We start from the raw sequence: 22,149 nt of genomic DNA on the forward strand, positions 1-22,149 counted from the left end.
GGACGACTGCCATGAAATGGGCTTGCATCTTTTTCCCACAGTTCGCGCTGGACGGTGTGCTGCGCAACTGTCCTGATCCGGACGAACCCCTGGTACTGCTCCACGGGCCGATACAACGCCGGATCATCAAGGCGGCGAACCCGGCGGCGTTGGCGCTTGGGCTCCGGCCGGACATGACCTACACCGCGGCTCAAGCGATCTGCCCGCAGTTTGCGACGGTGGAGTACGACGAGGGGGCGCTACGGCGCCAGCACGAGCTACTGGCGGCCTGGGCCTATGGGTTCAGCTCGCAGGTCAGCCTGCATTTCGCCGACGCCCTGGTGCTCGAGGTGCAGTCGAGCCTGCCGCTCTTCGGGCCCTGGCCTCGATTCGAGGCACGTCTGCGCCAGGAGCTCACGGCACTGGGCTTCGGCCACCGGATTACCCTGGCGCCCAATCCGGTCGCCGCCCGGGTATTGGCCAACGCCGGCGACAGCTTGGCGGTTCGCGACGATGCGGGCCTGGCCAGCGCGATGCGCACGCTACCGGTGGCGCTCTTGGGCTTCGAGCCGGAAATCGTCCAGGCCTTAGGCCGCATGGGGCTTCGGCAACTCAACCAGGTACTGGCGCTGCCCCGGGCGCAGCTCGCCCGGCGCTTCCCCCTGAGTCTGCTCAATCACCTCGATCAGATGCTGGGCAGCAAGGTCCTGCCCCTGGAGTTTTTCCTGCCCCCGACCACCTTCAGGCTGCGGATCGAACTCAACTTCGGAGTTGAGTCGACCCAGGCCCTGCTGTTCCCGCTGCGCCGGCTGACCTCGGACCTGGCCACCTACCTCGCCGGCCGGGACATGGGCGCCCAACGCTTCACCCTGCGTCTCGAACACCGTGAGGCGCCGACAACCGAGATCGTGGTAGGTCTGCTTGCACCCGAGCGGGACCCTGCGCTGCTGTTCGAATTTGCCCGGGGCCGCCTGGAGCCCACCCAGGTGGTGGAGCCTGTACTCGCCATCGGCTTGGTCGCTGACGAGCTGCCATCATTCGTCCCTCAGCACCGCGGCCTCTTCGATGACCGTCCGCAACAGACGGTGAGCTGGGAGCAGCTGCGCGAGCGGCTGCGCTCCCGCCTGGGCGACGATGCGGTCTATGCGGTGGGCGCCCAGGGAGATCACCGGCCGGAGCGGGCCTGGCGGCGAGATACGCCTTCGCTGGCACTCCAAGCATTGGGACCGAATCGGCGGCCTGGCTGGCTGCTGCCGGCGCCGGAGCCGCTGGATGTCGATCAGTCACGGGTCCTGAGCGGGCCGGAGCGTATCGAGAGCGGTTGGTGGGACGGCGAAGATGCCCGTCGGGACTATTACGTGCTCGAGCTCGCAGATGGGCGTACGGCCTGGGCCTTCCAGTCGCCGGCGGAAGGGTCAGGCTGGTGGGTGCAAGGATGGTTCGCGTGACACCCGGCTATGCGGAGCTGCACTGCCTGTCGAACTTCAGCTTCCAGCGCGGTGCGTCCAGCGTCGATCAACTGTTCGAGCGGGCGAAGGCTATGGGCTATGCGGCGTTGGCCATTACCGACGAGTGCACCCTCGCCGGCATCGTGCGCGCTTGGCAAGCATCGGAGAAGCACGATGTCCGGCTGATCGTCGGCGCAGAGTTTCAGGTCGCCCAGGGCCCCAAGCTGGTGCTGCTGGTGCAAGACCTGCAGGGCTACCAGCAGCTGTGCCGACTGATCACGCTCGCGCGCCGGCGCGCGGACAAGGGCAGCTATCGACTGCTGCGCGAGGATCTCGACCAGGTCGCCGGCCTCCTCGCGCTCTGGGTACCTGATCGGGGAGCGGAGGCTGAGTCTGCGCGCTGGCTCCTGGACGTGTTCCCCGGCCGCCTATGGATCGCTACTGGGCTGCATTTCGATCAGGACGACCAGGTGCGGCTGCAGCAGCTGCAGGGTTTGGGTGCGGCATTGGGCGTAGGGCTGGTAGCCGCCGGCGACGTGCACATGCACTGCCGCGGGCGCCGGGCCCTGCAGGACACCATCACCGCGATCCGCCATCACGTACCGGTGGCCGAAGCCGGCCAGCTGCTCTTTCCAAACGGGGAGCGTCATCTGCGCACCCGTGAGGCCTTGGCGAGGTGCTATCCGTCCGAGCTGCTGAAGGAGACCCTCCGCATTGCCGAGCGCTGCACCTTCAGCCTGGCCGAGTTGCGCTACCAGTATCCCAGCGAGGTGGTGCCGGAGGGTCACACCGCCACCAGCTGGCTGCGTGTACTCACCGAAGAGGGCTGCGCCTGGCGCTGGTCCGAAGGCCTGTCGGATCGATTGCGTGCGCAGATCGAGAAAGAGCTGCAGTTGATCGCCGACAAGGCATACGAGAGTTACTTCCTGACCGTGCACGACATTGTCCGCTTCGCACGGCAGCAGGGGATCCTCTGCCAGGGGCGCGGCTCGGCCGCGAATTCTGCCGTCTGTTTCGCACTAGGTATCACCGAGCTGGATCCGACCCGGATAAACCTCCTGTTCGAGCGCTTCATCAGCCACGAGCGCGATGAGCCGCCGGACATCGACGTCGACTTTGAGCATGACCGCCGGGAAGAGGTCATCCAGTACATCTTCCGCCGTTACGGTCGCCAGCGCGCCGCACTCACCGCGGTGGTGTCCACCTACCACGCTGCTGGCGCCGTCCGGGACGTGGCCAAAGCTCTAGGCCTACCCCCAGACCAGATCACGGCGCTGGCGGACTGCTGCGGCCGTTGGGCCGACAACCTCCCGCCGCCGGAGCGCCTGCGCGAATCCGGCTTCGATCCTGATGGCCCCCTGCTCCACCGGATCCTAGTGCTCACCGGCGAGCTGATTGGCTTTCCCCGGCACCTCTCCCAGCACCCGGGCGGTTTCGTCATCGCCGACCAGACGCTGGATACCCTGGTGCCAGTGGAGAATGCCGCCATGGAGGGTAGGACGGTCATCCAGTGGGACAAAGATGACCTCGATGCCATGGGCCTGCTCAAGGTCGACATCCTCGCCCTGGGGATGCTCAGTGCCCTGCGCCGGTGCTTCGACCTGGTCAAGGGCTACCGGGGCGAGGAGCTGACGCTGGCTACCGTCCCCCAGGAGGACAAGCCGACCTACGCCATGATCAGCCGCGCCGATACGCTCGGGGTGTTCCAGATCGAGTCGCGCGCCCAGATGGCCATGTTGCCGCGGCTGAAGCCGCAGACCTTTTACGACTTGGTGATCGAGGTGGCCATCGTCCGGCCAGGCCCGATCCAGGGGGGCATGGTCCATCCGTACCTGCGGCGAAGAGCCGGCCAGGAGGAGATCAGCTACCCACCGGAGCTGGAGCGCGTCTTCGGCCGAACGCTGGGTGTCCCATTGTTCCAGGAGCAGGTGATGGAGCTCGCCATCCTCGCCGCCGACTACAGCCCGGGCGAAGCCGATCAGCTGCGCCGCAGCATGGCGGCCTGGAAGCGACACGGGGGCCTTGAGCCCCACCGGGAGCGGCTGACCTCGCGCATGCTCGCCAACGGCTACACGGCCGAGTACGCCGCGGACATCTTCCGCCAGATCGAGGGGTTCGGCAGCTACGGCTTTCCCGAGTCCCATGCGGCCAGCTTCGCCCTGCTGACCTACGCCAGCTGCTGGCTTAAATGCCATGAGCCGGCCGCCTTTGCTGCTGCGCTGATCAACTCCTACCCTATGGGCTTCTACAGCCCTGACCATATCCTGCAAGACGCTCGGCGCCATCGGCTACAGACCCTGCCGGTGGACGTAACCTGCAGCAACTGGGATTGCAGCCTCAAGGCTGTAGCAGATAGCACGCAGCCTGCGATCCGGATGGGCCTGCGGATGGTGCGCGGCCTGGCCGAGAAAGCCGGGCGCGCGGTTGAGCAGGCCCGCCGGCAGCGACCATTCCGCGACGTCACCGATCTGTGCCTGCGCGCAGGCCTCGATGCCAAGGCCCGGGAGTGCCTGGCGGATGCCGGGGCGTTGAAGGGGCTGGCTGGGCACAGGTTCCAGGCGCGCTGGGCCATGGCCGCGATCGAGCCGCAGTTACCCCTCTTCGCTGAGGGCGCGGTCGTTGAGGAGGAGATCCAGGAGCTGGTCGCCCCGACCGTAGGTGAAGACCTCTACTCGGACTATGCGTCCCTGGGTACCACCCTGGGGCCGCACCCACTTACCTTGCTGCGGCCGGAGCTGTCGGCCCGGCGGCTGATGAGCTCGCTGGAGCTGAAGGAGCGGCGCCACGGTCAGCCGGCTCGGGTCGCTGGCCTAGTCGTCGGCCGGCAGCGGCCTGGTACCGCCAGCGGTGTGACGTTCGTGACGCTGGAGGACGAGCATGGGATGGTGAACGTAGTGGTGTGGCGAACCCTGGCGGAGCGCCAGCGGCGGGAGCTAGTAGCGTCACAGCTGCTGCGAGTAGATGGCACCATCGAGACACGAGACGGCGTACTGCATATTGTCGCGGGTAGATTGCAAGACATCAGCGAGCTGTTGCAGGGGCTCGATACCCGAAGCCGGGACTTTCATTGAAAAATGCCCAGCAAATTCAAACGTAGAGCTCACCCCGCAGAGCGGGAAGCGCACCCGAACATCCAGTCCCGAAAGGCCTTTACCTTGGGGCGATCGCTACCGTCAGGACGATAGACGATGTAGTAGGCCAATGGCGATGCGAAGGTCACTGTCGGAAATAGTCGTATCAGACGACCGGCAGCCAGGTCATCCTGCGCCATGACACCACGAGCGAGTGCGATCCCTTGTCCATCAATGGCGGCCTGCAGTACCGCCGCCGAATTGTTGATCTTCAGTCCGCGCTCCACGGTCAGCTTCTTTCCCGTGACGCTCTCAAACCAGGTCTCCCAGGTCGTGAAGCCGCTTTGGCTATCCATCGACAAGTCGTGAATCAAGGTGTGACTCGCCAGGTCAAGCGGACGCTGCAGATCGGCCTGCACTGCCGCTAGCGCCGGTGCGCACACTGGATACACCACTTCATCCAGCCACTTTTCGGCAATCACCCCAGGCCAACTACCGCCGCCATACCGCACGCCGATGTCGATCCGCTGCGCTTGGAAGTCAACCGCCCTGAGCTGGGTGTCGAGTCGAAGGTCGATATCAGGCCAGGCGCTATGGAAGCTTTCGATACGCGGAAGTAGCCATTTGGCGGCAAAGGCAGGGCTGACCGTTACGGTCAGGACGCCCCCATAGGTGTTTTCCTTCAGTCGTTCGAGCCCCAGCGATAGCCGCTCTAAACCTGCCCGAATATCAGGCAGTGCCGCCTCAGCTGCCTCTGTCGCGATCAATCTCACCTTTCCCGAATTGCTGCGATGAAACAGCGCGGTACCTAGCCATTGTTCCAGCGTTCTGACCAACTGGCCGACTGCGGCCGGCGTGACATTAAGCTCGTTGGCAGCAGCAGAAAAGCTTTGATGGCGAGCACTCGCTTCAAAGGCGCGTAGCGCATTGAGATGAACGATAGATTTCATATCACTAAAGAATTTGTTTAACGGAGGAAAACTTTATCTCGTTTGTCGCGCAATCCATAGCACCCAGATACTTCACCTCGTTACATCGCGGCGCAGGCGCTCAGCTCATCACTACGAATGAACCTTAGAGCTGACGTGCCACTGCATCAATCTCTCCCACGTTTCGAGGTGCTTATGAGCAAGCAATTCCAGGGTAAGAAGCTGCTGGTTATCGGTGGTACAAGTGGTATGGGTCTGCAAACAGCCCGCCTGGTGCTGGAGCAAGGCGGTAGCGTTGTAATCGTGGGGAGCCGCCCGGAAAAAACCGAGCAGGCGCGGCAGGAGCTGGCACCTTTGGGCACCGTCAGTGCCCTCGTTGCCAATCTGACCACCGCTCAGGGCCTGACCGATCTGTTGCGTGAGATTGATCAGCACCACGCCGATGTGGATCTGCTGGTCAACGCTGCCGGGGTCTTTTTCCCCAAACCCTTCCTGGAGCACCAGGACGCTGACTATGACCAGTACATGCAGCTGAACAAAGCGACCTTCTTCATCACCCAGAAAGTCGCTGCCAACCTGGTGGCTAAGGGTCGGCCCGGCGCCATCGTCAACATCGGTTCGATGTGGGCCAAGCAGGCGATCGCCGCCACGCCCTCTTCTGCCTACTCCATGGCCAAGGCCGGTCTGCATTCACTGACCCAGCATCTGGCCATGGAACTCGCTGCCAGGCACATCCGTGTGAACGCCGTTTCGCCTGCTGTGGTTCAGACGCCGATCTACGAAGGCTTCATTCCCAAGGCTGAAGTCCATTCCGCGCTCCAGGGCTTCAACAGCTTCCACCCGATTGGCCGCGTAGGCACGCCGGAAGACGTTGCCGAGGCGGTGGTCTTCCTGCTGTCCGAGAAGGCGAGCTGGGTCACCGGCGCGGTGTGGGATGTGGACGGTGGCGTTATGGCAGGCCGCAACTAAGGCTGAATGGCGCCTGCCTGGACAGGCGCCCTCTGAGATCAGGAGATAGCTACCATGATGCAAGACTGGAACGCCTACCGTGACGCCCTTTTGGCCCGCGTCGGTGACTACGCCAAACAGAGCCCTGACATTGTCCGGGGTCTGACCATGATGGACGGCGCTGCGGCCAAGACTGGGCATCTGGACGCCAAGACGCACGAGCTGATCGCTCTTGCCGTCGCTGTCACCACGCGCTGCGATGGCTGCATCAGCGTCCATACCCAAAAGGCTGCTGAGCACGGCGCGACGCGCGGCGAGATCGCCGAAGCGCTGGGGGTGGCTATCGCCCTCAATGCTGGAGCAGCGCTGGTCTATTCCACACGCGTCCTCGAAGCGCACGCGCAACTGCCCACTGCCTGAGCATCGGGCTTGGCGATTCTCAACGGAGTGCGCCAAGCCTGATTCGTTTTCTTGGAGGCCCCCATGCTGATCAACGCCGACTTCAACCAGCGCGCCATCGTCCGAGCTGACAGATACGAATGGGTGCCTTCACCACAACCTGGCGTGGAACGGGTGATGCTCGATCGAATCGGCGCAGAGAAGGCGCGGGCCACCAGCATTGTTCGCTACGCCCCGGGATCCAGCTTCCCTGCTCACCGGCACCCAGGAGGTGAGGAAATCCTGGTGCTAAAAGGCGAGTTTGTGGAAGACGGCATACCCTACCCCGCGGGCTGGTACCTACGAAGCCCGCCCAGATCCAGCCATGTCCCCTCAAGCCCAACTGGTGCCACCCTCTTCGTCAAACTCTGGCAGATGAGCCCTGAGGAAACTCAGGCAATACGCGTAGATACCAATGACCCGAAGCACTGGCGGGAAAGTGGGATGCGTGAAATATGCACATTGCTCGACAGAGCCGGTGAGCTGGTATGCCTGCAAAAAATCAGACCGCACTCCCCCTTGTTTGAGCATCCCCTCCGGAATGCAGAGATCCTCGTTCTGGCAGGCGCCCTGATCGAAGACGGGCTTCATTACAAAGCTGGGAGCTGGCTGCGATTTCCGGGCAGTGACCAAGCCGCTGTGATTACCGGAGACGAAGGTGCGAAAATTTACATGCGTAGCGGCAGGCTGATAGGTCTACCGTCGGAGGCCGTTTCTTGAACACAGTGCGTATCGCCATCATCGGAGGTGGCCTTAGCGGCCTGTATGCAGCGTTGCTTCTCGAACGACAAGGCATTACCGATTACGTTCTTCTGGAAGCCCGGGATCGCCTGGGAGGCCGTGTTTCGTCCGCTATCACGGTCGACGCGCAAGGCTTGATGGGTGGCGCCTTTGACATGGGCCCCTCCTGGTTCTGGCCTGACTATCAGCCGAACCTCGACCAACTTGTGACTGAACTTGGGCTTACCCGATTCGAGCAACATGAGCAGGGAGAGATCCTGCTTGAACGCAGAGGCGATGCACCTGCCCAGCGCGTCTCAGGCTATGGCTCCGCGCCCGTGTCCATGCGGCTGGAAGGCGGCATGGCTGCCTTAATCGACGCCATCCGGATGCAGTTGAATCCAAGCCGACTGATGAGAGGCCAGCTGCTGCGCAAACTGACCCTTGCGGGTGGCCATGTGATCCTAGAAACCCGAGATCCTGATGGTCGTATCGCTTCCTGGTCAGCAGACCAAGTACTGCTGGCGATGCCGCCCCGCCTTTTCATCGGAACGATTGAATGCTCGCCGCCGCTGCCGTCTGACTTGGTCAGGCAATGGCAACAGACGCCAACCTGGATGGCGCCACATGCGAAGTTTGTCGCCGTCTATCCCACCCCGTTCTGGCGGCAAGACGGATTATCAGGTCTAGCCCGTAGTGCAATAGGCCCCATGGCCGAGATCCACGATGCAAGCACTCCTTCCGGCCCTGCTGCCTTGTTCGGATTCCTGGGGGTGGACGCCACCGCTCGCCAGCAGGTAGATGCGCGCCACCTGGAGATGCTGTGCCAACGCCAGCTCGTGCGCCTGTTCGGGCCCCAAGCTGCCGAGCCGACAATGACCTATTTCAAGGACTGGGCTCAGGATCCGCTGACCGCTACGGCCTCCGACTGGCACGCCAGTCCTCATCACACCGAGGCGCCATGGCAGCGCGCAGTCGGTACGCCTTGGACTGATCACCTGATCGGCATTGGAAGCGAGTGGTCAACGAACTATCCAGGCTATCTGGCAGGTGCTTTGGAAGCCGCAAATCTGGGTATCCAGCATCTGCGTCGTCGATAGCCAGACAGCGTACCTGGCCGACCTTCCCGCACTTCACTCGTTGAATTCACCTATCGAACCTAAAGGACGTTTCCCATGAGCGAGGACGCCATTGTCCTGTCTGAGCACGCGCAGCGAGGCAACATCTGGCGCTTGATGGTGGCGCAGGCGCTAGCCGGTGCCAATGCCGTGGTCATCTATGCCACCGGCGCAATCGTAGGCAACTCCCTGGCCCCTGCATCCTGGCTAGCAACCTTGCCGATCTCGATCTTTGTCGTAGGGATGGCGGCCTGTATCCTGCCGGTAGGCCGATATGCACAACATCACGGGCGCAGGGCTGCTTTCCTGTTGGGCACCGGCGCCGGTGTTCTCGCCGGACTATTGGCCATGCTGGCGATCATGCTCAGCTCGTTCTGGCTGTTCTGCCTGGCTACCTTCTTTGGGGGAGGCTACGCCGCAGTAGTACTGTCTTTCCGCTTCGCGGCTACAGACGGGGTTGCACCAGAGAAACGTCCTCAAGCGCTATCGCTAGTCATGGCCGGTGGCGTCGCGGCTGGCGTCGTGGGCCCCCAGCTGGTGACTTGGACGATGAATCTCTGGCCCGCGCATATCTTTGCGGCCACCTTCTTTTTTCAGAGCATCGCTGCTCTGCTTTCCGCTTTTATCTTGTTGGGCGTGCGCCTACCAGCGCTCGAACAAAAGGCTGCGGGCGCAGGAAGGTCAATCGCCGAAATCGTCCGGCAGCCCTCCTTCATCGCGGCTGTGACCTGCGGCGCCGTTTCCTACCTGCTGATGAATTTCCTGATGACCGCGGCACCCCTAGCCATGCACCTGCTTGGTCATTCGCAACAGCAGTCGAACTCAGGGCTGCAGTGGCACGTGATCGCCATGTACGCCCCGAGTTTCTTCACCGGACGCCTGATCTCTCGCTTCGGCGCATCTCGAATAGCCTTCCTTGGACTGCTGCTAACCGGTATCTCAGCTTTGGTAGGCACGGCAGGCTCGGACATCCCGCACTTCTACCTGCTGCTCGTACTACTGGGACTAGGGTGGAATTTTGGCTTTCTCGGCGCTTCTGCTCTGGTGCTCGACTGTCATCGCCCAGAGGAGAAGACGCAGGTGCAGTCGCTGAATGACTTCATCGTATTTGGCGTGATGACGATTGGCTCATTTTCATCAGGTGGACTGCTAAGCGCTTATGGCTGGCAGGTCGTGCTATGGGTGGCTTTCGTGCCGTTACTGATAGCATTGCTTGCACTGAAAGCAGCCACCGGCATTCACAAAATCGTTTGAATGCAAATACTTAATCGGTAGCCCCACTCGGCATGCATCGCGCAAATCTAGTCTGATTCAGAAAGAATCAAGCTCACACCCCATCGAAACCTGCGACTCCTGTCCGGAATGGCTTCCACTCACTTTCGGGAGTCCCAAGAAGGCAGATCGCCACGCTCACCTGCTGTCCAGCCTGTGGATCAGCCGGCTTTATCGCCACGTGCCGATAGACCGTGAAATCGGGCCTATACATCGTCGAGCTCTGGCTCCGATGGTACTCCCAGATACCGTACCCATTCGAGGTAGTCAGTTGGCGCTCGAGATTGATCACCCCACCTTTTTCCAGCCGAATCACTAGCACCCCGGTGGCCCTCTCAGCCAAAGCGAGCATCATACCCAGTCTGTTTTCAGCCGCTGGCCATAGGGCGACCTATGGCCTCTTCAACCCCGAAACCTAACCTCCTGAGACCTGGATAAGGTTTCCTGCTGACCCCCTTCAACGCTTCTGCGACCGTGCACGGCATCCTGTGCGAGGTCCCCTATGAAGCGCCCTTCCCTATCTCAATCGCTCGTCGCAACCGGCTTTGCGGCCTTGTCTGGTGCGTGCCTGTATCTCTACGTTGAGCTGTCCCATGTCAATCGCGACCTGAACGCTACGGCTGACCAGAACACGGTCCACGCCATTACCCAGCGTATGGACAAGATGCAGGACCAGATGGATGGCTTCGCCGGTGGCAAGCCGGTCCAGGATGCGGACTTCCGGGCGAGTCAGCAGGCACTGTCACAGCGTATTGATACCGCCCAGGCGATGCTGGTAGAGATCCAGCGCGCCAATCAAACCGCGCTCCAGGGGATGGCCCAGTCCGGCGACCTGGTCGTCCTCGAGGCCAAGCTCGAAGGCCTGCAAAACGATCTGGGGGACCTGCGCAAAAAAGCAGTGGAGCCCGCCAAGGCGCCGCCTCCACTGATCGTGCCTAAGCAGCGCAGCGCGCCGGCGACCGCGCGTAAGTCCGAGCCGGCCAAGCCGATCGAGACGCCTCCTCCCTTCACGGTAGTCGGCATCGAGTACCGCGGAGGTGAGCGCTTCCTCTCCGTCGCTCCGCCCGGCAGCACCCAGCTCAGCGAGCTCTACCTGGTGCGCCCGGGCGACAACGTCGGCGGCACCCGCTGGCGGCTGGCCAATCTCGACGACCGCCAGGCGCAGTTCAGCGTCGACGGCGCGACCCGCACCCTTTCCGTCAAGTAGTAGAGGCAACTCATGCGCCCCCAGTCCCCTCTCTTCCCGGCGAGCCTTGCGATCGCCCTCATCCTGCTCTCGCCATCCGCGCCGGCACTCACCGCAGACCTTGTCGCCCCCCAAGTATTCTCCGGCGAAACAGGTAGCGCTGAGCGTCAAAGCGCGGTCCAGCGTAACGACAGCGCCATCGCCCAGGAATGGGGCCTGAGCAGTCAGGAATTCCAGCGCTACCGGACCCTGATGCAAGGCAGCCGTGGCGTCTACTCACCTGGCCTGGATCCGCTCACCGCGCTGGGCATCGAAGCCCAATCCGATGCCGAGCGACGCCGCTATGCCGAGCTGCAGGTTCGCGCCGAGGCGCAGCGGGTGCAGAAGGAGCTGGCCTATGACCAGGCCTACCGCGAAGCCTGGAATCGCCTCTACCCGAACCTGCAGCCGGTGCAGGCCGGTGGCCAGGCAGCGCCTCAGGCCAGCCCGGCCGTCCGCGGCAATGGGCGGCTTGCCGTGTTCGTGACCGATAGCTGCGCCGCCTGCACCGAGCGGGTTCAGGCGCTGCAGAGCGCAGGCCAGGCCTTCGACCTCTACCTGATCGGCAGTCAGAACGACGATGCCCGGATCCGCCGCTGGGCCGTGCTCGCTGGCGTCGATCCAGCCAAGGTGCGCGGACGGCAGATCACGCTCAACCACGACGCCGGCCGCTGGGTCCAGCTGGGCCTCGGCGGCGAGCTGCCGGCCGTTGTCCGCGAGGTGAATGGGCAATGGCTACGGCAATGATCAAGGCGTTCGGCACCGGCGTGATCCTGCAGGCACTTGCGATCGGCGTCCAGGGGTCCGAAACACCGCCGCCCGCCTATCAGCTGGCTGCCCATCAGGCGGGCATCCCATCCGAGGTGCTGTACTCGTTGGCTCTGCAGGAGAGTGGTACCCGACTGCACGGCAGGGGCGCGCAGCTGGTTCCCTGGCCCTGGACGCTCAATGTCGCCGGCGCCGGCTATCGCTTCGCCACCCGCGCCGATGCCTGCACCGCTCTGTTGGTCGCGTTGAGCACCGCCGGCGCCAAGCGCGTCGACGTCGGCATCGCCCAGGTCAACATGGGCTGGAACGGCCACCGCTTCGGCAGCGGCGTCTCGCCCTGCGAGGCGCTCAATCCTTACAAGAACCTAGAAGTCGCAGCCCGGATGCTGGCTGAGCTGCGCGCCCAGGGCGGCGACTGGATCAACGTCGCCGGCCGCTACCACCGCCCCGCCGGCGGCGCCCCTGCCGCCAAGTACCGCGAGCTCTTCGCCAAACACCTGAGCCGGGTCACCGGCCTGAATCTACTGGCCTCGAATCCATGAAGCAGATCCTCACGCTCCTCACCCTGCTCTTACCGCTGGCCGCCCAGGCGACCAGCCTCACCGTAGTCGAAGACCGTGGCGGCGTCTCCGCCCTGCCCTACTACCAGGGCCTGAATCCGGAGCCTGTGCCTACGCAGCGCCAGGCACCGGTGCCGCAGCCCAGCATGGCGCAGGGTTTCCCGGTGCGATCGCAGCGGCTGACACCGGGTACGGTCCAGGGTCGCGCACTCAATGCGCCCGGCCTGCAGCCCTTCTTCCTGGTCGGCGACGACGAGTTGTCTCGCCGGTGGCTGGCCAGCCGGGGAAAGACCCTACAGCGCCTCGGCGCCGTTGGCCTGGCCGTCAACGTCACCAGTGCCGAACGCCTGGCGGTGATCCGCAGCTGGACCGGCGGCCTGGCCGTCAGCCCTGTCGTCGGCGATGACCTAGCCGCTCGCCTGGGCCTTGCCCATTACCCGGTGCTCATCACCCCCACTGCCCTTGAGCAATAGGACGTCCCAATGCCCAGATCTCAGGTTCCACACCGAGCCGCTGCAAGTGCCCTGAAGCAGGATGCGCCTGAGGTGAGCCAACTTCAGAACGAAGACTTCGGTCATCACGTCACCTTTGGCCCAACACGGTCAGGTGCTTCGTTCTATCTGACGATGGTCATTCGTCTACCTGACAATGAAAAAGCACGTGCTGCCCTGGCAGGTGACGTCGAAGTTCTGGTCGATCTCCATGGCGGCGAGATCACCGGACGCTCAATGGATGATGAGATAACCCTCTGCGAGCGTTTCGAAGCAGCGCTACCGCGTGACGAAGCAGAAGTGATCCGCAGGGAACATGCCGCTGAACTGCCCTTGCCAGGCGCTGACGGGCAGGAGCGCTAGCTATGGCCCGCAATCATGCACTGGACACGCTGTTGCGCCCTGCCGTTGAGCTCTACACGGTCCAAGTGTGCCTGGCCATGGCCTTTCTGTGCGTCTTCGCGCCTTGGGCCGTCGCCCTGACACCGCTGTTCGGCCTGGTCACAGCCGTCGCCTTTCTTGCCTTCGGCACCTACCGCTTCCGCCAGGCGCTGCGCGTGCTGCGCTACCGGCGCAACATCCGGCGCCTGTCGTTCTACAGCATGACCAGCAAGGAGATCCCGGTCAGCAATGAACGGCTATTCGTGGGCAAGGGCTTTCGCTGGGAGCAGAAGCACACCCAGCGCCTGGTCGACACCTACCTGCCCCAGTACGCGCCCTATGTCGAGCCGTCAGAGTGGACCAACAAGGCCCGGCGCCTCGAGGCGCGCCTGGAGTTCGCGCCCTTCCCGCTCACCCTGCTGGCCAAGGCTACCGCCTGGGATAATGCTGCAAACCCGTTCCGGCCGCTGCCCCCAGTGGGCGGCCTTCCTCGCCTGCATGGCATTGAGCCCGAGGAGCACGACGTTACCCTGCCGCTGGGCGAGCGAGTGGGTCACTCCATCGTCCTGGGCACCACTCGGGTCGGCAAGACGCGCCTGGCCGAGCTCTTCATCACCCAGGACATCCGCCGCAAGCGGCGCGGCCAGCACGAGGTGGTGATCGTCTTCGATCCCAAGGGCGATGCCGACCTGCTCAAGCGCATGTACGTCGAGTGCGAACGCGCTGGGCGGGCCAACGAGTTCTACGTCTTCCACCTGGGCTGGCCGGACCAGTCCGCGCGCTACAACGCAGTGGGCCGCTTTGGCCGGATCTCGGAGGTAGCCACACGCGTCGCCGGCCAGCTATCCAGCGAGGGCAACTCGGCGGCGTTCAAGGAATTCGCCTGGCGATTCGTCAACATCATCGCCCGGGCCCTGGTCGCCCTCGGCCGCCGGCCGGACTACCTGCAGATTCAGCAGCACGTGATCAACATCGAAGGGCTGTTCCTGGAGTACGCCCAGAAATACTTCGACGAGCACGATCCCAAGGCCTGGGAGAAGATCATCTTCATCGAGAGCAAGCTCAACGACAAGAACGTCCCCTTCAACATGAAGGGCCGGCCGCTGAGGGTCATCGCCATCGATCAGTACCTGAACCAGACGCGCGTGTTGGATCCGGTCATGGATGGCCTACGCAGCGCGGTGCGCTACGACAAGACCTACTTCGACAAGATCGTCGCCTCGCTGCTGCCGCTGTTGGAGAAACTCACCACCGGCCGCATGGCCGAGCTGATCGCCCCGGACTACCACGACGTCAACGACCCGCGGCCGATCTTCGACTGGATGCAGGTGGTGCGCAAACGCGCCGTAGTCTACGTGGGCCTAGACGCCCTTTCCGACACCGAGGTCGCCGCGGCGGTTGGCAACTCCATGTTCTCGGACCTGGTCTCGGTTGCCGGTCACATCTACAAGTACGGCATCGATGATGGCTTGCCCGGGGAGGCCAGCGGCAAGGTGGCCATCAACCTGCACGCCGACGAGTTCAACGAGCTGATCGGCGATGAGTTCATTCCCATGATCAACAAGGGCGGCGGTGCCGGCCTGCAGGTCACGGCCTACACCCAGACCCTGTCCGACATCGAGGCCAAGATCGGCAACCGCGCCAAGGCCGGGCAGATCATCGGCAACTTCAACAACCTCTTCATGCTACGGGTGCGGGAGACGGCTACAGCCGAGCTGCTGACCAATCAGCTGCCCAAGGTACAGGTCTTCACCGCCACGCCGGCAAGCAGCGCGAGCGACGCCGTCAACGGCAAGACCGCCTTCACCTCCAACACCCATGACCAGCTCAGCGCTACCAGCGTGCCCATGCTGGAGCCTGCTCATGTGGTCGGGCTACCCAAGGGCCAGTGCTACGCGCTGATCGAGGGCGGCAACCTGTGGAAGGTGCGGATGCCGTTGCCGGCGGTGGATCCGGATGAAGCGATGCCCAAGGACCTGCAGGAGCTCGCGGAGAAGATGCGCAAGGCCTACCAGGTGGGTCAGGCCACCAGCAGTGAGTGGTGGGAAGCTCCTGGCCAGCGCCGGGTCGCAGACGACCTACCCATGGACCTGCAGGACGACTTCCGGCAGATGGCCCAAGGCGCCGTTGACGAAGGAGACGCGGCATGACCAGCGACCTCGATCATGCCCGCCTTGTCGCCCTGGGCGCCGCCTGGCTGCGCCGGCAGGGCTTTCCCCTCGTCGCCACCGAGCTGCGTTGCTTTGGCTCACGCGAGCAGCCGGATGTGCTGGGCTTTCGCAGCAACTGCTCGACGTTGATCGAAGTGAAGACCAGCCGCGCTGACTTCCTGGCCGATCGCAACAAGCCCGAGCATGCCGTCGGCGGCCTTGGGCTCTACCGCTTCTACCTCTGTCCCGAGGGGCTGCTGCAGGAGGCGGATCTCCCATCGGGGTGGGGCCTGCTGGTAGCCACCGGCCGCCAGGTGACCGAGGTAGTGCGGCCGCGCGGCAACCTGTGGCCGCCGGCAGGGCGAGCCGGCGGCACCGAGTGGGAAGCCTTCCAGCATCAGCCGGATCTCGCCGCCGAGCGCCAGGCGCTCTTTTCCATCGCCCGCCGCGCCAGCGCCGGCACCAGAGGACGCCGATAATGGCCGACGTCGCCCAGCGCGCCCAGCAGCAACAGGTCAAGGAGCAGACCTTCATCGGGTCGGTGCTCAGCTTCCCCTTCCATTTCATCGGCGTGATGTTCCTGTCCCTGGGCGGCGCCATCCTGGTGGACTGGCTCTGCCTCTACTTCCTCTGGCCAGAGGCCGGCTGGCACCACGCCAAGGGCATGCTCGATCACGAGCTGGCCTGGCTGTCCCAGGGCTTCCTGACCAGTGTGGTCGTCCAGGAACCCGGACGCACGGCCACCTGGCTGGTCGGACTGCTCTATGACTGGCTGTTCGTGAAGACCAGGCTGATCCAGTGGCTGACCGGCATGCAGCAGCTGGCCGCCGCCGGCCCGAGGGGCGAGCTGGATCTGCGCTACATGGCCGCGCAGGGCATCACTACGGTGCAGACCTACGGCTTGTCTGCGCTCTTCACCGTGTTGGTATTCTGCGTGCGCCTGGTGATCTTGGTGCTCGCTGTGCCGCTCTTCGCCATGGCCGCCCTGGTCGGCTTCATCGACGGCCTGGTGCGGCGGGACATCCGCAAGTTCAGCGCGGGCCGCGAGTCGAGCTACTTCTACCACAAGGCCCGCAGCACCATGCTGCCGCTGGCCCTGCTGCCCTGGTCGCTGTACCTCGCCTTGCCGTTCAGCGTGAGCCCGCTCCTAGTGCTGCTGCCCTGTGCCGCCCTGCTGGCCCTGTCAGTGAACCTCACGACCGCCTCGTTCAAGAAGTACCTGTAGTCGCCGGCATGCTCCGCGGCCGCAACTTAGCCAAAAGGAGCAGCCTCACACCTATGAATATGCAGGGGTGGTATTGCTACCCTGTCCCAGCCGATCTGGAGCTACCCATGCAGTGGACCCCCGAGCAAGCCCCCGCCATCGCGTCAAACGCACGCAAGCTACTGATCCAGGCTTTCGCCGGCACCGGCAAGACCACCACCCTGGTGGGCTATGCCAGCGCCCATGCGGACGTGCAGATGCTCTACCTCTGCTACAACAAGTCGGTGGAGATGGCGGCGAAGAATCGCTTTCCGCGCAACGTCACCTGCAAGACCGGCCACGGCCTGGCCTACGCGGTCTATGGGACCCAGTACCAGCACAAGCAGGCCGGCAACCTGCGCATCACCGAGGTCGCCCGAGTGCTGAACACCCAGGACTGGGAGCTGGCCAGGGACGTCGTCAATACGCTCAACACCTTCATGGCCAGCGCCGACATGGCCCTGGACCGTCGTCACTTCGCCCGCTACGACGGCCGCGGTCTGACGCCGCTGCAGGAGCGGCGCATCACCCAGGTGGTGGGGATGGCCATCAGCGTCTGGAAGCGCATGATCGACCTGCAGGATGCCGGCGTGCAGATCACCCACGACGGCTATCTCAAGCTGTACCAGATGAGCCGGCCGGACCTCTCCAACCGCTTCGGCGCCATCCTGCTCGATGAGGGCCAGGACGTGAATCCAGTGATCGCCGACCTGGTGCAGCGGCAGCGCATCATCCAGGTGATGGTCGGCGATCGCCACCAGCAGCTCTACCGCTTTCGTGGTGCCCAAGATGCCCTCAGCGCGGCCTGGATGGCCGACGCCGAGAAGCACTACCTGACCCAGTCATTTCGATTCGGTCCTGCCGTAGCCCATGTGGCCAACGTCGTCCTGTCGTTCAAGGGCGAGACGGTGAAGCTGCAGGGCCTCGGCCAGCGCACCCTGGTGAAGCGCTCGCTGCCTGAGGACCTCGCCCACCGGACCTGGCTGCATCGCACGGTCAGCGGCGTGATCGAGAACGCCCTACGCCTAGAGAAACAGGGTGGCCACCGCATGTTCTGGATCGGCGGGATCGACAGCTACTCGCTGCGCGAGCTCGAAGACCTGTTCCAGTTCAGCCGAGGTCGCACTGACCTGGTGCAGCAGAAAAAGCTCCTACGCGACTATCGTGACTACGAGCAGTACCAGGAAATTGCCAAGGCCACTCAGGATCCGGAGATGCAGCGCTCGGTGCGGATCATCGAGGCCTACTTCGACCTGCCCAAGCGCATAGAGCAGCTGCGGCGCTGCGCGGTGGCCAGCGAACTGGACGCCACGGTCACCTTGACGACCGCGCACAAAGCCAAGGGCCTGGAGTGGGACTTCGTGGGGCTGTACGACGATTTCAGTGCGGATCCGCTGGCACCCGAGATCGATCGGGCCAGCCGCGACGATGAGCTGAACCTGCTGTACGTCTCAGTGACCCGGGCCATGCAGATCCTGGCAGTGAACTCGCTGGTGATCGACATCATGCAGCGCTACAAGGAGCTGAATGGAAGCCTAGCGTGGTTCCGATAAGTAGGTGCTGACCTGAGAAGTAGCGAAGTCAGATAGCTGCCTACGCTGTGTGGTCCGACGTAAGGACTAGGCATGGACATTATTCGTAGCAGCGTTGGGCTACGCTTCAACTTCCCCATCTCCACTCGCCGATGTCTTCGGCGACAAGGAAATTGATCTATGAGCACCATCACCCAGTTGGAGCAAACGCTGATCGACATCGCCACCAACTGTCTGGCCGATGTGCTGGGCTACAGTGCCAAACGTCAACAGCGAAGCGTCACCGCCGAAGATGCCGAGGCTTTTGAAGAAAACCACATAGCGCTGTCGACCTTAGTGCAACTTGCTCATCTGAAGCAGAGTGGGTTGACCGAAGATGCACGCACTGCGCTGCTGGATATCGAGGAAAGCGAAACGGCACTGCTTCGAACGCTGGTCAACTGATCCGCTCCATCCCTCACGCCAACTCGCATCTTGAGTGCCTGAGCAATTTCGCCCATTGCCATGACGTCGAGGGCCTGGGTCTCTGTTGTCTCACACCGAGCTACCTCCCCTGCTGGCGTTGCGATATCAATAGCCATGGCCTCGTTATTGTCGAGGGTGAGTGTCACCTCGACACGGAAGCTCTCTGGAAAGAAGCCGGAAATGTAGTGCAAGAAGCGAGAATGGTACTTCGGCAGCATGACTGATCCCTACCTCCCCTCGAATAGGGGGTGGTGCATAGGATGCCAGACAGGTCGTCGCTTCGATCAAGCGCAATCGGGCGTCAGACGTAATTCAGGGAGCACCGAAAGGGGATCAGGCACGCTGCTAGTTGTCAGGGAAAATCTCGCGTTCGCTGATTGGCGGATGACAGCCAATGGCTCTCAGCTCGTTGACGGCGTCGCGGATCACCTCATACAGCAGGGGCGTATTGTCGATGAGACACCGATTCAGTGTGCGCGTAACCTTTGCAGGCCTTGCCGGATCAATCATGGTGATTACCAGATTGTTCCCCTGAAATTCCAATTCATGCTTCAAGGGCGGATCTAGAGCAGATAGCTGGTTGCGCAGGGCGTCCATGGACTTGCCTCTATGAATGATCGCAGTTCGAGCACTCGCGGCTTCCAGCGGTTCCCAGCCTAAAGCTTATAGGGCACTGGTGACCATTCAGTAGACGTGTTTTCACGAATTTCCAACCCCGTGCGACACTGTATGGATATACCGTACATGACCCTATCAGGAAGGAGCGAAACGCGGTGGCTCACTCCAAGAAATATCAAGCGCAACTGCTGGCAAAAGTCTCTCGTGAGGCAGAAAGACAGTACCTGCAGTCAAACGATCACAAGCCTGCATGGCCATGGAGCAGCCTGAACGATTTGGACCAGCAAGCGTGGTCGTGGAAGGCTTGCGCAGCGTTAGACATCTCTCCAGAACAATGGCGCTCAGCCGTCAACATCTGCCGAACCCCTGGCCAATCCGTGAAACTGCTACTGGGCGAGATGCGCATTCTCCACCCATGATCTCCGACCCAGAGAAACGCTAGCTAGTGCTGGCTCGAACGTTTCGACAAACCTTACTCAGGGCGTCAAACGACCAGGGCTTGGCCAAAAAACTCGTCTGGCTATGTGGATGCTCAGCCGAATGAACGTGACCTGAGGATATGACGACTGGTATCGCAGGCCAGAGTGCTGAGAACGCATCAGCCAGCTCAAGGCCATCCATCCTTCCAGGCATTTTGACGTCTGTGAACAGAAGGTCCGGTGGCGATTGCTGGGCCTTCAAGTGTCGCCAAGCCTCATCGGCAGTCCCGAAAGCAGTTACGACAAATCCTTCTTCGGCAAATAGCTCGGTGAGCATTTCGACCAAGAGCCCCTCGTCTTCAGCTATCACCACCCGGTTCATGTCGACAGATCTCTTAGATGACGTATTGCACGTTCGCAATCATAGGCTATTGAGACATTGAAGCTGGGAGCCAAGCGGCAATCCTTGGTATTGAGCGACACGCTCGTCTGCTGGTGCAAGAAGTCTCGCATTCAGTTGTCGTACTGGCTCTGCCTCATTTGAACAGCTACCGAGTGCGCAATGCGCCGTCGCGGCTTTTGCTTGTGCTTGAGATACTCTGAACGACATTGATCAAACAGATCGGCCGCCACCGTGAGGAGCTGCCTTCCCTGCGGTGCAGTGATCCGGCCGAAGTCGAGCATGGCCAGTATGTAGCCTTCGAGCTGCCCGTACAGCTTGGCCAAATGACCCAAGCCCATGATGGCCATCGCATGGGTCAGGTCTCGCCAGCGTTGTTTGGCTTCTTCGGGGAGAAATGCAATGTCAGTCATACGACCTCCCGTGATTTTTCTGATGACAGCATAGCCAGACGAATCGTTCGAGGCTTTCGTCGTAACCTCATGAGACCCAGATACGGTTTGGCCTGGTGGGGCTACTGTCGACCACAGGACGATGGCCACCCCATCGAACTGGAGCCGTCCATGTCCCCTGCCCGCTTCGAATACCACACCGAATTCTCCCCCCTCACCTACCGCGTCCAAGAGCGCGGCTGGCTGATGTTCAAGCACGAGCAGCAGACCGGCACCCCTGACATCGCTGCTTTCCTGGCCGATCCAGAACGGCAGGCTCGCCTGCAGGCCCTGGGCGCGGACGGCTGGGAATTGGTCAGCGTGCAGCCAGTGCTGGAAGGCCGCGCCCAGATTGGTCAGCAGACCGCCCAAGGCAACCAGGGGTGGGGCGTGGGCTACGCGGTGGCCACCGGCTTTCTGCTGTTTTTCAAGCGCCTCATCACCTCTGCGTAAAGTCAGTAACCAAGCGGGTTTGCAACCTATTTGGGTGCAGTAATGGTTTCCCGCTGACCTCCTTGGTGGCCCTCGGCATCCTGTGCGGCATCAACCCGCTGCCCAGGGCCCAGCTGTGAAACCGTCCTCTACCCCTCGCAAGCCTCTCGCCGGCACTGGTCTCGCCAGTGGCCTAGTCGTCGCCATCGGCCTCCTGGCGCACCCTGCTCACGCCGCCGGCACCGCCAGCGAGCAAGCCAACGTCGACGTGATGATTCGCCAGCTCAACGCCGTCGAGGCGGTCGCCCGCCGCAGCGCTGAGCTGCCCAGCGATGGCAGTTCCCGCTATCACCTGGATTACAACCGTCTCGCCGCAGACATCGCCCGGATCCGCCAGGGCCTGCAGGACTACCTAGCCCCAAGCCGTGCCCAGCCCCGCGATGCGGCCGAGCTCTCCGGCCAGTACCAGCGCGAAGGCGCCCAGCCATGAGCATGACCGCCGCGCAGACCGCTGCCTTTCAGGCGGCCAGCGGCCTTACGCCGGTGGCCAGCAACACCTTCTGGCTATCGGTGGCCATGGCCATCACCACGATCTGGTTCGCCTGGCTTTCCATCAGCCTCTACAAGGGCTGGGCTAACCAGAACCTCAAAGCTGCCGCCGCCAAGGGCGCCCTCATTCGTGGGCTGCTCCTCTACTGCGTGCTGTCCTGGCTCATTTTGCATTAACCCCTCGAGGAGAAATCCATGCTGTCCCTCAAACGTCTGTTCGCCCTCGGCGTTCGCTCCAAAACTCAGCTTGCCTTGGCCAGCGCTGTGCTAGTGCCAGCAATTAGCCAAGCCGCCCTCCCTCAAGCGCAAGCGCCCTCGCGAGGCGAAGGGTCTACCTGGCTGGAGACACTAAAAAACTACGGATTCGACCTCATCTCGCTGTTCGCGCTGGCCTTGTGCGCCCTCTGCCTGATCGTCGTTGCGGCTCACGGCATTACCGTCTACCACGAGATCCACCTGGGCAAGAAAACCTGGAAGGACCTGGGTGTGACGGTGACCATCGGCGTCGTCCTCATCGGCCTGGTGATCTTCATCGTCACCAAAGCCACCGGCATCATGTAAG

General features: G+C 62.7%; 25 protein-coding genes. 21 read left to right on the forward strand and 4 right to left on the reverse strand.

Annotated elements, in window-relative coordinates:
* Positions 1-11: 11 nt before the first annotated feature.
* Entirely contained in the window at positions 12-1,427 is a 1,416-nt protein-coding gene (locus RND78_RS24285; RefSeq protein ID WP_312732554.1) for a DNA polymerase Y family protein, read from the forward strand.
* Positions 1,424-4,498 (forward strand): error-prone DNA polymerase, encoded by a 3,075-nt coding sequence (locus tag RND78_RS24290; RefSeq protein ID WP_312732555.1) that lies wholly within the window; start codon positions 1,424-1,426, stop codon positions 4,496-4,498. The genes RND78_RS24285 and RND78_RS24290 overlap by 4 nt, the downstream gene beginning before the upstream one ends.
* A 29-nt stretch (positions 4,499-4,527) precedes the next feature.
* On the opposite strand, the gene gcvA is transcribed toward RND78_RS24290, so the two are convergent.
* Positions 4,528-5,448, reverse strand: coding sequence for a transcriptional regulator GcvA (gene gcvA, locus RND78_RS24295; RefSeq protein ID WP_312732556.1), 921 nt, complete (start codon positions 5,446-5,448; stop codon positions 4,528-4,530).
* Positions 5,449-5,622: 174 nt separating this feature from the next.
* Between gcvA and RND78_RS24300 the strand changes: the two genes are divergently transcribed.
* From RND78_RS24300 to RND78_RS24370, 15 genes are all read left to right on the forward strand, one after another.
* The gene (locus RND78_RS24300; protein WP_312732557.1) at positions 5,623-6,396 is read left to right on the forward strand and encodes an SDR family oxidoreductase; all 774 of its coding nucleotides are present in this window, start codon (positions 5,623-5,625) and stop codon (positions 6,394-6,396) included.
* 57 nt (positions 6,397-6,453) lie between these two features.
* Positions 6,454-6,795, forward strand: coding sequence for a carboxymuconolactone decarboxylase family protein (locus RND78_RS24305; RefSeq protein WP_312732593.1), 342 nt, complete (start codon positions 6,454-6,456; stop codon positions 6,793-6,795).
* 63 nt (positions 6,796-6,858) lie between these two features.
* Entirely contained in the window at positions 6,859-7,533 is a 675-nt protein-coding gene (locus RND78_RS24310; RefSeq protein ID WP_312732558.1) for a cupin domain-containing protein, read from the forward strand.
* A 5-nt stretch (positions 7,534-7,538) separates the two neighbouring features.
* On the forward strand, positions 7,539-8,633 hold the full coding sequence (locus RND78_RS24315) for an FAD-dependent oxidoreductase (RefSeq protein ID WP_312732594.1): 1,095 nt from the start codon (positions 7,539-7,541) through the stop codon (positions 8,631-8,633).
* Positions 8,634-8,708: 75 nt separating this feature from the next.
* Positions 8,709-9,905 carry an MFS transporter gene (locus RND78_RS24320; RefSeq protein ID WP_312732559.1) on the forward strand — a complete coding sequence of 399 codons (1,197 nt, stop codon included), beginning with the start codon at positions 8,709-8,711 and terminating at the stop codon, positions 9,903-9,905.
* A gap of 520 nt (positions 9,906-10,425) precedes the next feature.
* Entirely contained in the window at positions 10,426-11,130 is a 705-nt protein-coding gene (locus RND78_RS24325) for a methyl-accepting chemotaxis protein (RefSeq protein ID WP_312732560.1), read from the forward strand.
* 12 nt (positions 11,131-11,142) lie between these two features.
* Positions 11,143-11,895: a TIGR03759 family integrating conjugative element protein gene (locus RND78_RS24330; RefSeq protein WP_312732561.1), complete on the forward strand. Its 753-nt coding sequence runs from the start codon at positions 11,143-11,145 to the stop codon at positions 11,893-11,895.
* Positions 11,880-12,458, forward strand: coding sequence for a transglycosylase SLT domain-containing protein (locus RND78_RS24335; protein ID WP_409457114.1), 579 nt, complete (start codon positions 11,880-11,882; stop codon positions 12,456-12,458). Before RND78_RS24330 ends, RND78_RS24335 begins: the two co-directional genes overlap by 16 nt.
* On the forward strand, positions 12,455-12,949 hold the full coding sequence (locus RND78_RS24340; RefSeq protein ID WP_312732562.1) for an integrating conjugative element protein: 495 nt from the start codon (positions 12,455-12,457) through the stop codon (positions 12,947-12,949). Before RND78_RS24335 ends, RND78_RS24340 begins: the two co-directional genes overlap by 4 nt.
* A gap of 72 nt (positions 12,950-13,021) precedes the next feature.
* A complete protein-coding gene (locus RND78_RS24345; protein ID WP_312732563.1) occupies positions 13,022-13,330 on the forward strand; it encodes a hypothetical protein in 309 nt (102 codons plus the stop codon).
* Positions 13,331-13,332: 2 nt separating this feature from the next.
* Complete coding sequence (gene traD / locus RND78_RS24350) at positions 13,333-15,498, forward strand: type IV conjugative transfer system coupling protein TraD (RefSeq protein ID WP_312732564.1); 2,166 nt, start codon at positions 13,333-13,335, stop codon at positions 15,496-15,498.
* On the forward strand, positions 15,495-15,977 hold the full coding sequence (locus RND78_RS24355) for a hypothetical protein (RefSeq protein WP_312732565.1): 483 nt from the start codon (positions 15,495-15,497) through the stop codon (positions 15,975-15,977). The genes traD and RND78_RS24355 overlap by 4 nt, the downstream gene beginning before the upstream one ends.
* On the forward strand, positions 15,977-16,723 hold the full coding sequence (locus RND78_RS24360) for a TIGR03747 family integrating conjugative element membrane protein (protein WP_312732566.1): 747 nt from the start codon (positions 15,977-15,979) through the stop codon (positions 16,721-16,723). The genes RND78_RS24355 and RND78_RS24360 overlap by 1 nt, the downstream gene beginning before the upstream one ends.
* Before the next feature lie 107 nt (positions 16,724-16,830).
* The gene (locus RND78_RS24365) at positions 16,831-18,294 is read left to right on the forward strand and encodes a UvrD-helicase domain-containing protein (protein WP_312732567.1); all 1,464 of its coding nucleotides are present in this window, start codon (positions 16,831-16,833) and stop codon (positions 18,292-18,294) included.
* Positions 18,295-18,453: 159 nt separating this feature from the next.
* Complete coding sequence (locus tag RND78_RS24370; protein ID WP_312732568.1) at positions 18,454-18,717, forward strand: hypothetical protein; 264 nt, start codon at positions 18,454-18,456, stop codon at positions 18,715-18,717.
* A gap of 366 nt (positions 18,718-19,083) precedes the next feature.
* Here RND78_RS24370 and RND78_RS24375 read toward each other — a convergent pair whose 3' ends face one another.
* The 3 genes from RND78_RS24375 to RND78_RS24380 form a co-directional block, all read right to left on the reverse strand.
* Positions 19,084-19,335 carry a hypothetical protein gene (locus tag RND78_RS24375; RefSeq protein ID WP_312732569.1) on the reverse strand — a complete coding sequence of 84 codons (252 nt, stop codon included), beginning with the start codon at positions 19,333-19,335 and terminating at the stop codon, positions 19,084-19,086.
* Between the two features lie 459 nt (positions 19,336-19,794).
* Positions 19,795-20,157, reverse strand: a complete 363-nt coding sequence (locus tag RND78_RS28475; RefSeq protein ID WP_409457115.1) for a response regulator — start codon at positions 20,155-20,157, stop codon at positions 19,795-19,797.
* A 131-nt stretch (positions 20,158-20,288) separates the two neighbouring features.
* Positions 20,289-20,588 carry a hypothetical protein gene (locus tag RND78_RS24380; RefSeq protein WP_312732570.1) on the reverse strand — a complete coding sequence of 100 codons (300 nt, stop codon included), beginning with the start codon at positions 20,586-20,588 and terminating at the stop codon, positions 20,289-20,291.
* Positions 20,589-20,738: 150 nt separating this feature from the next.
* On the opposite strand from RND78_RS24380, the gene RND78_RS24385 reads away from it, so the two are divergent.
* From RND78_RS24385 to RND78_RS24400, 4 genes are all read left to right on the forward strand, one after another.
* On the forward strand, positions 20,739-21,059 hold the full coding sequence (locus RND78_RS24385; protein WP_312732571.1) for a hypothetical protein: 321 nt from the start codon (positions 20,739-20,741) through the stop codon (positions 21,057-21,059).
* 115 nt (positions 21,060-21,174) lie between these two features.
* A complete protein-coding gene (locus RND78_RS24390; RefSeq protein ID WP_409457116.1) occupies positions 21,175-21,528 on the forward strand; it encodes an RAQPRD family integrative conjugative element protein in 354 nt (117 codons plus the stop codon).
* The gene (locus RND78_RS24395) at positions 21,525-21,764 is read left to right on the forward strand and encodes a TIGR03758 family integrating conjugative element protein (protein ID WP_312732572.1); all 240 of its coding nucleotides are present in this window, start codon (positions 21,525-21,527) and stop codon (positions 21,762-21,764) included. Before RND78_RS24390 ends, RND78_RS24395 begins: the two co-directional genes overlap by 4 nt.
* A gap of 18 nt (positions 21,765-21,782) precedes the next feature.
* Positions 21,783-22,148 (forward strand): TIGR03745 family integrating conjugative element membrane protein, encoded by a 366-nt coding sequence (locus RND78_RS24400; protein WP_312732573.1) that lies wholly within the window; start codon positions 21,783-21,785, stop codon positions 22,146-22,148.
* Position 22,149: the final 1 nt, after the last annotated feature.

The sequence above is a fragment of the Pseudomonas oryzihabitans genome, assembly GCF_032027545.1.
In the GTDB taxonomy this organism is placed as follows: Bacteria; Pseudomonadota; Gammaproteobacteria; order Pseudomonadales; family Pseudomonadaceae; genus Chryseomonas; species Chryseomonas oryzihabitans_F.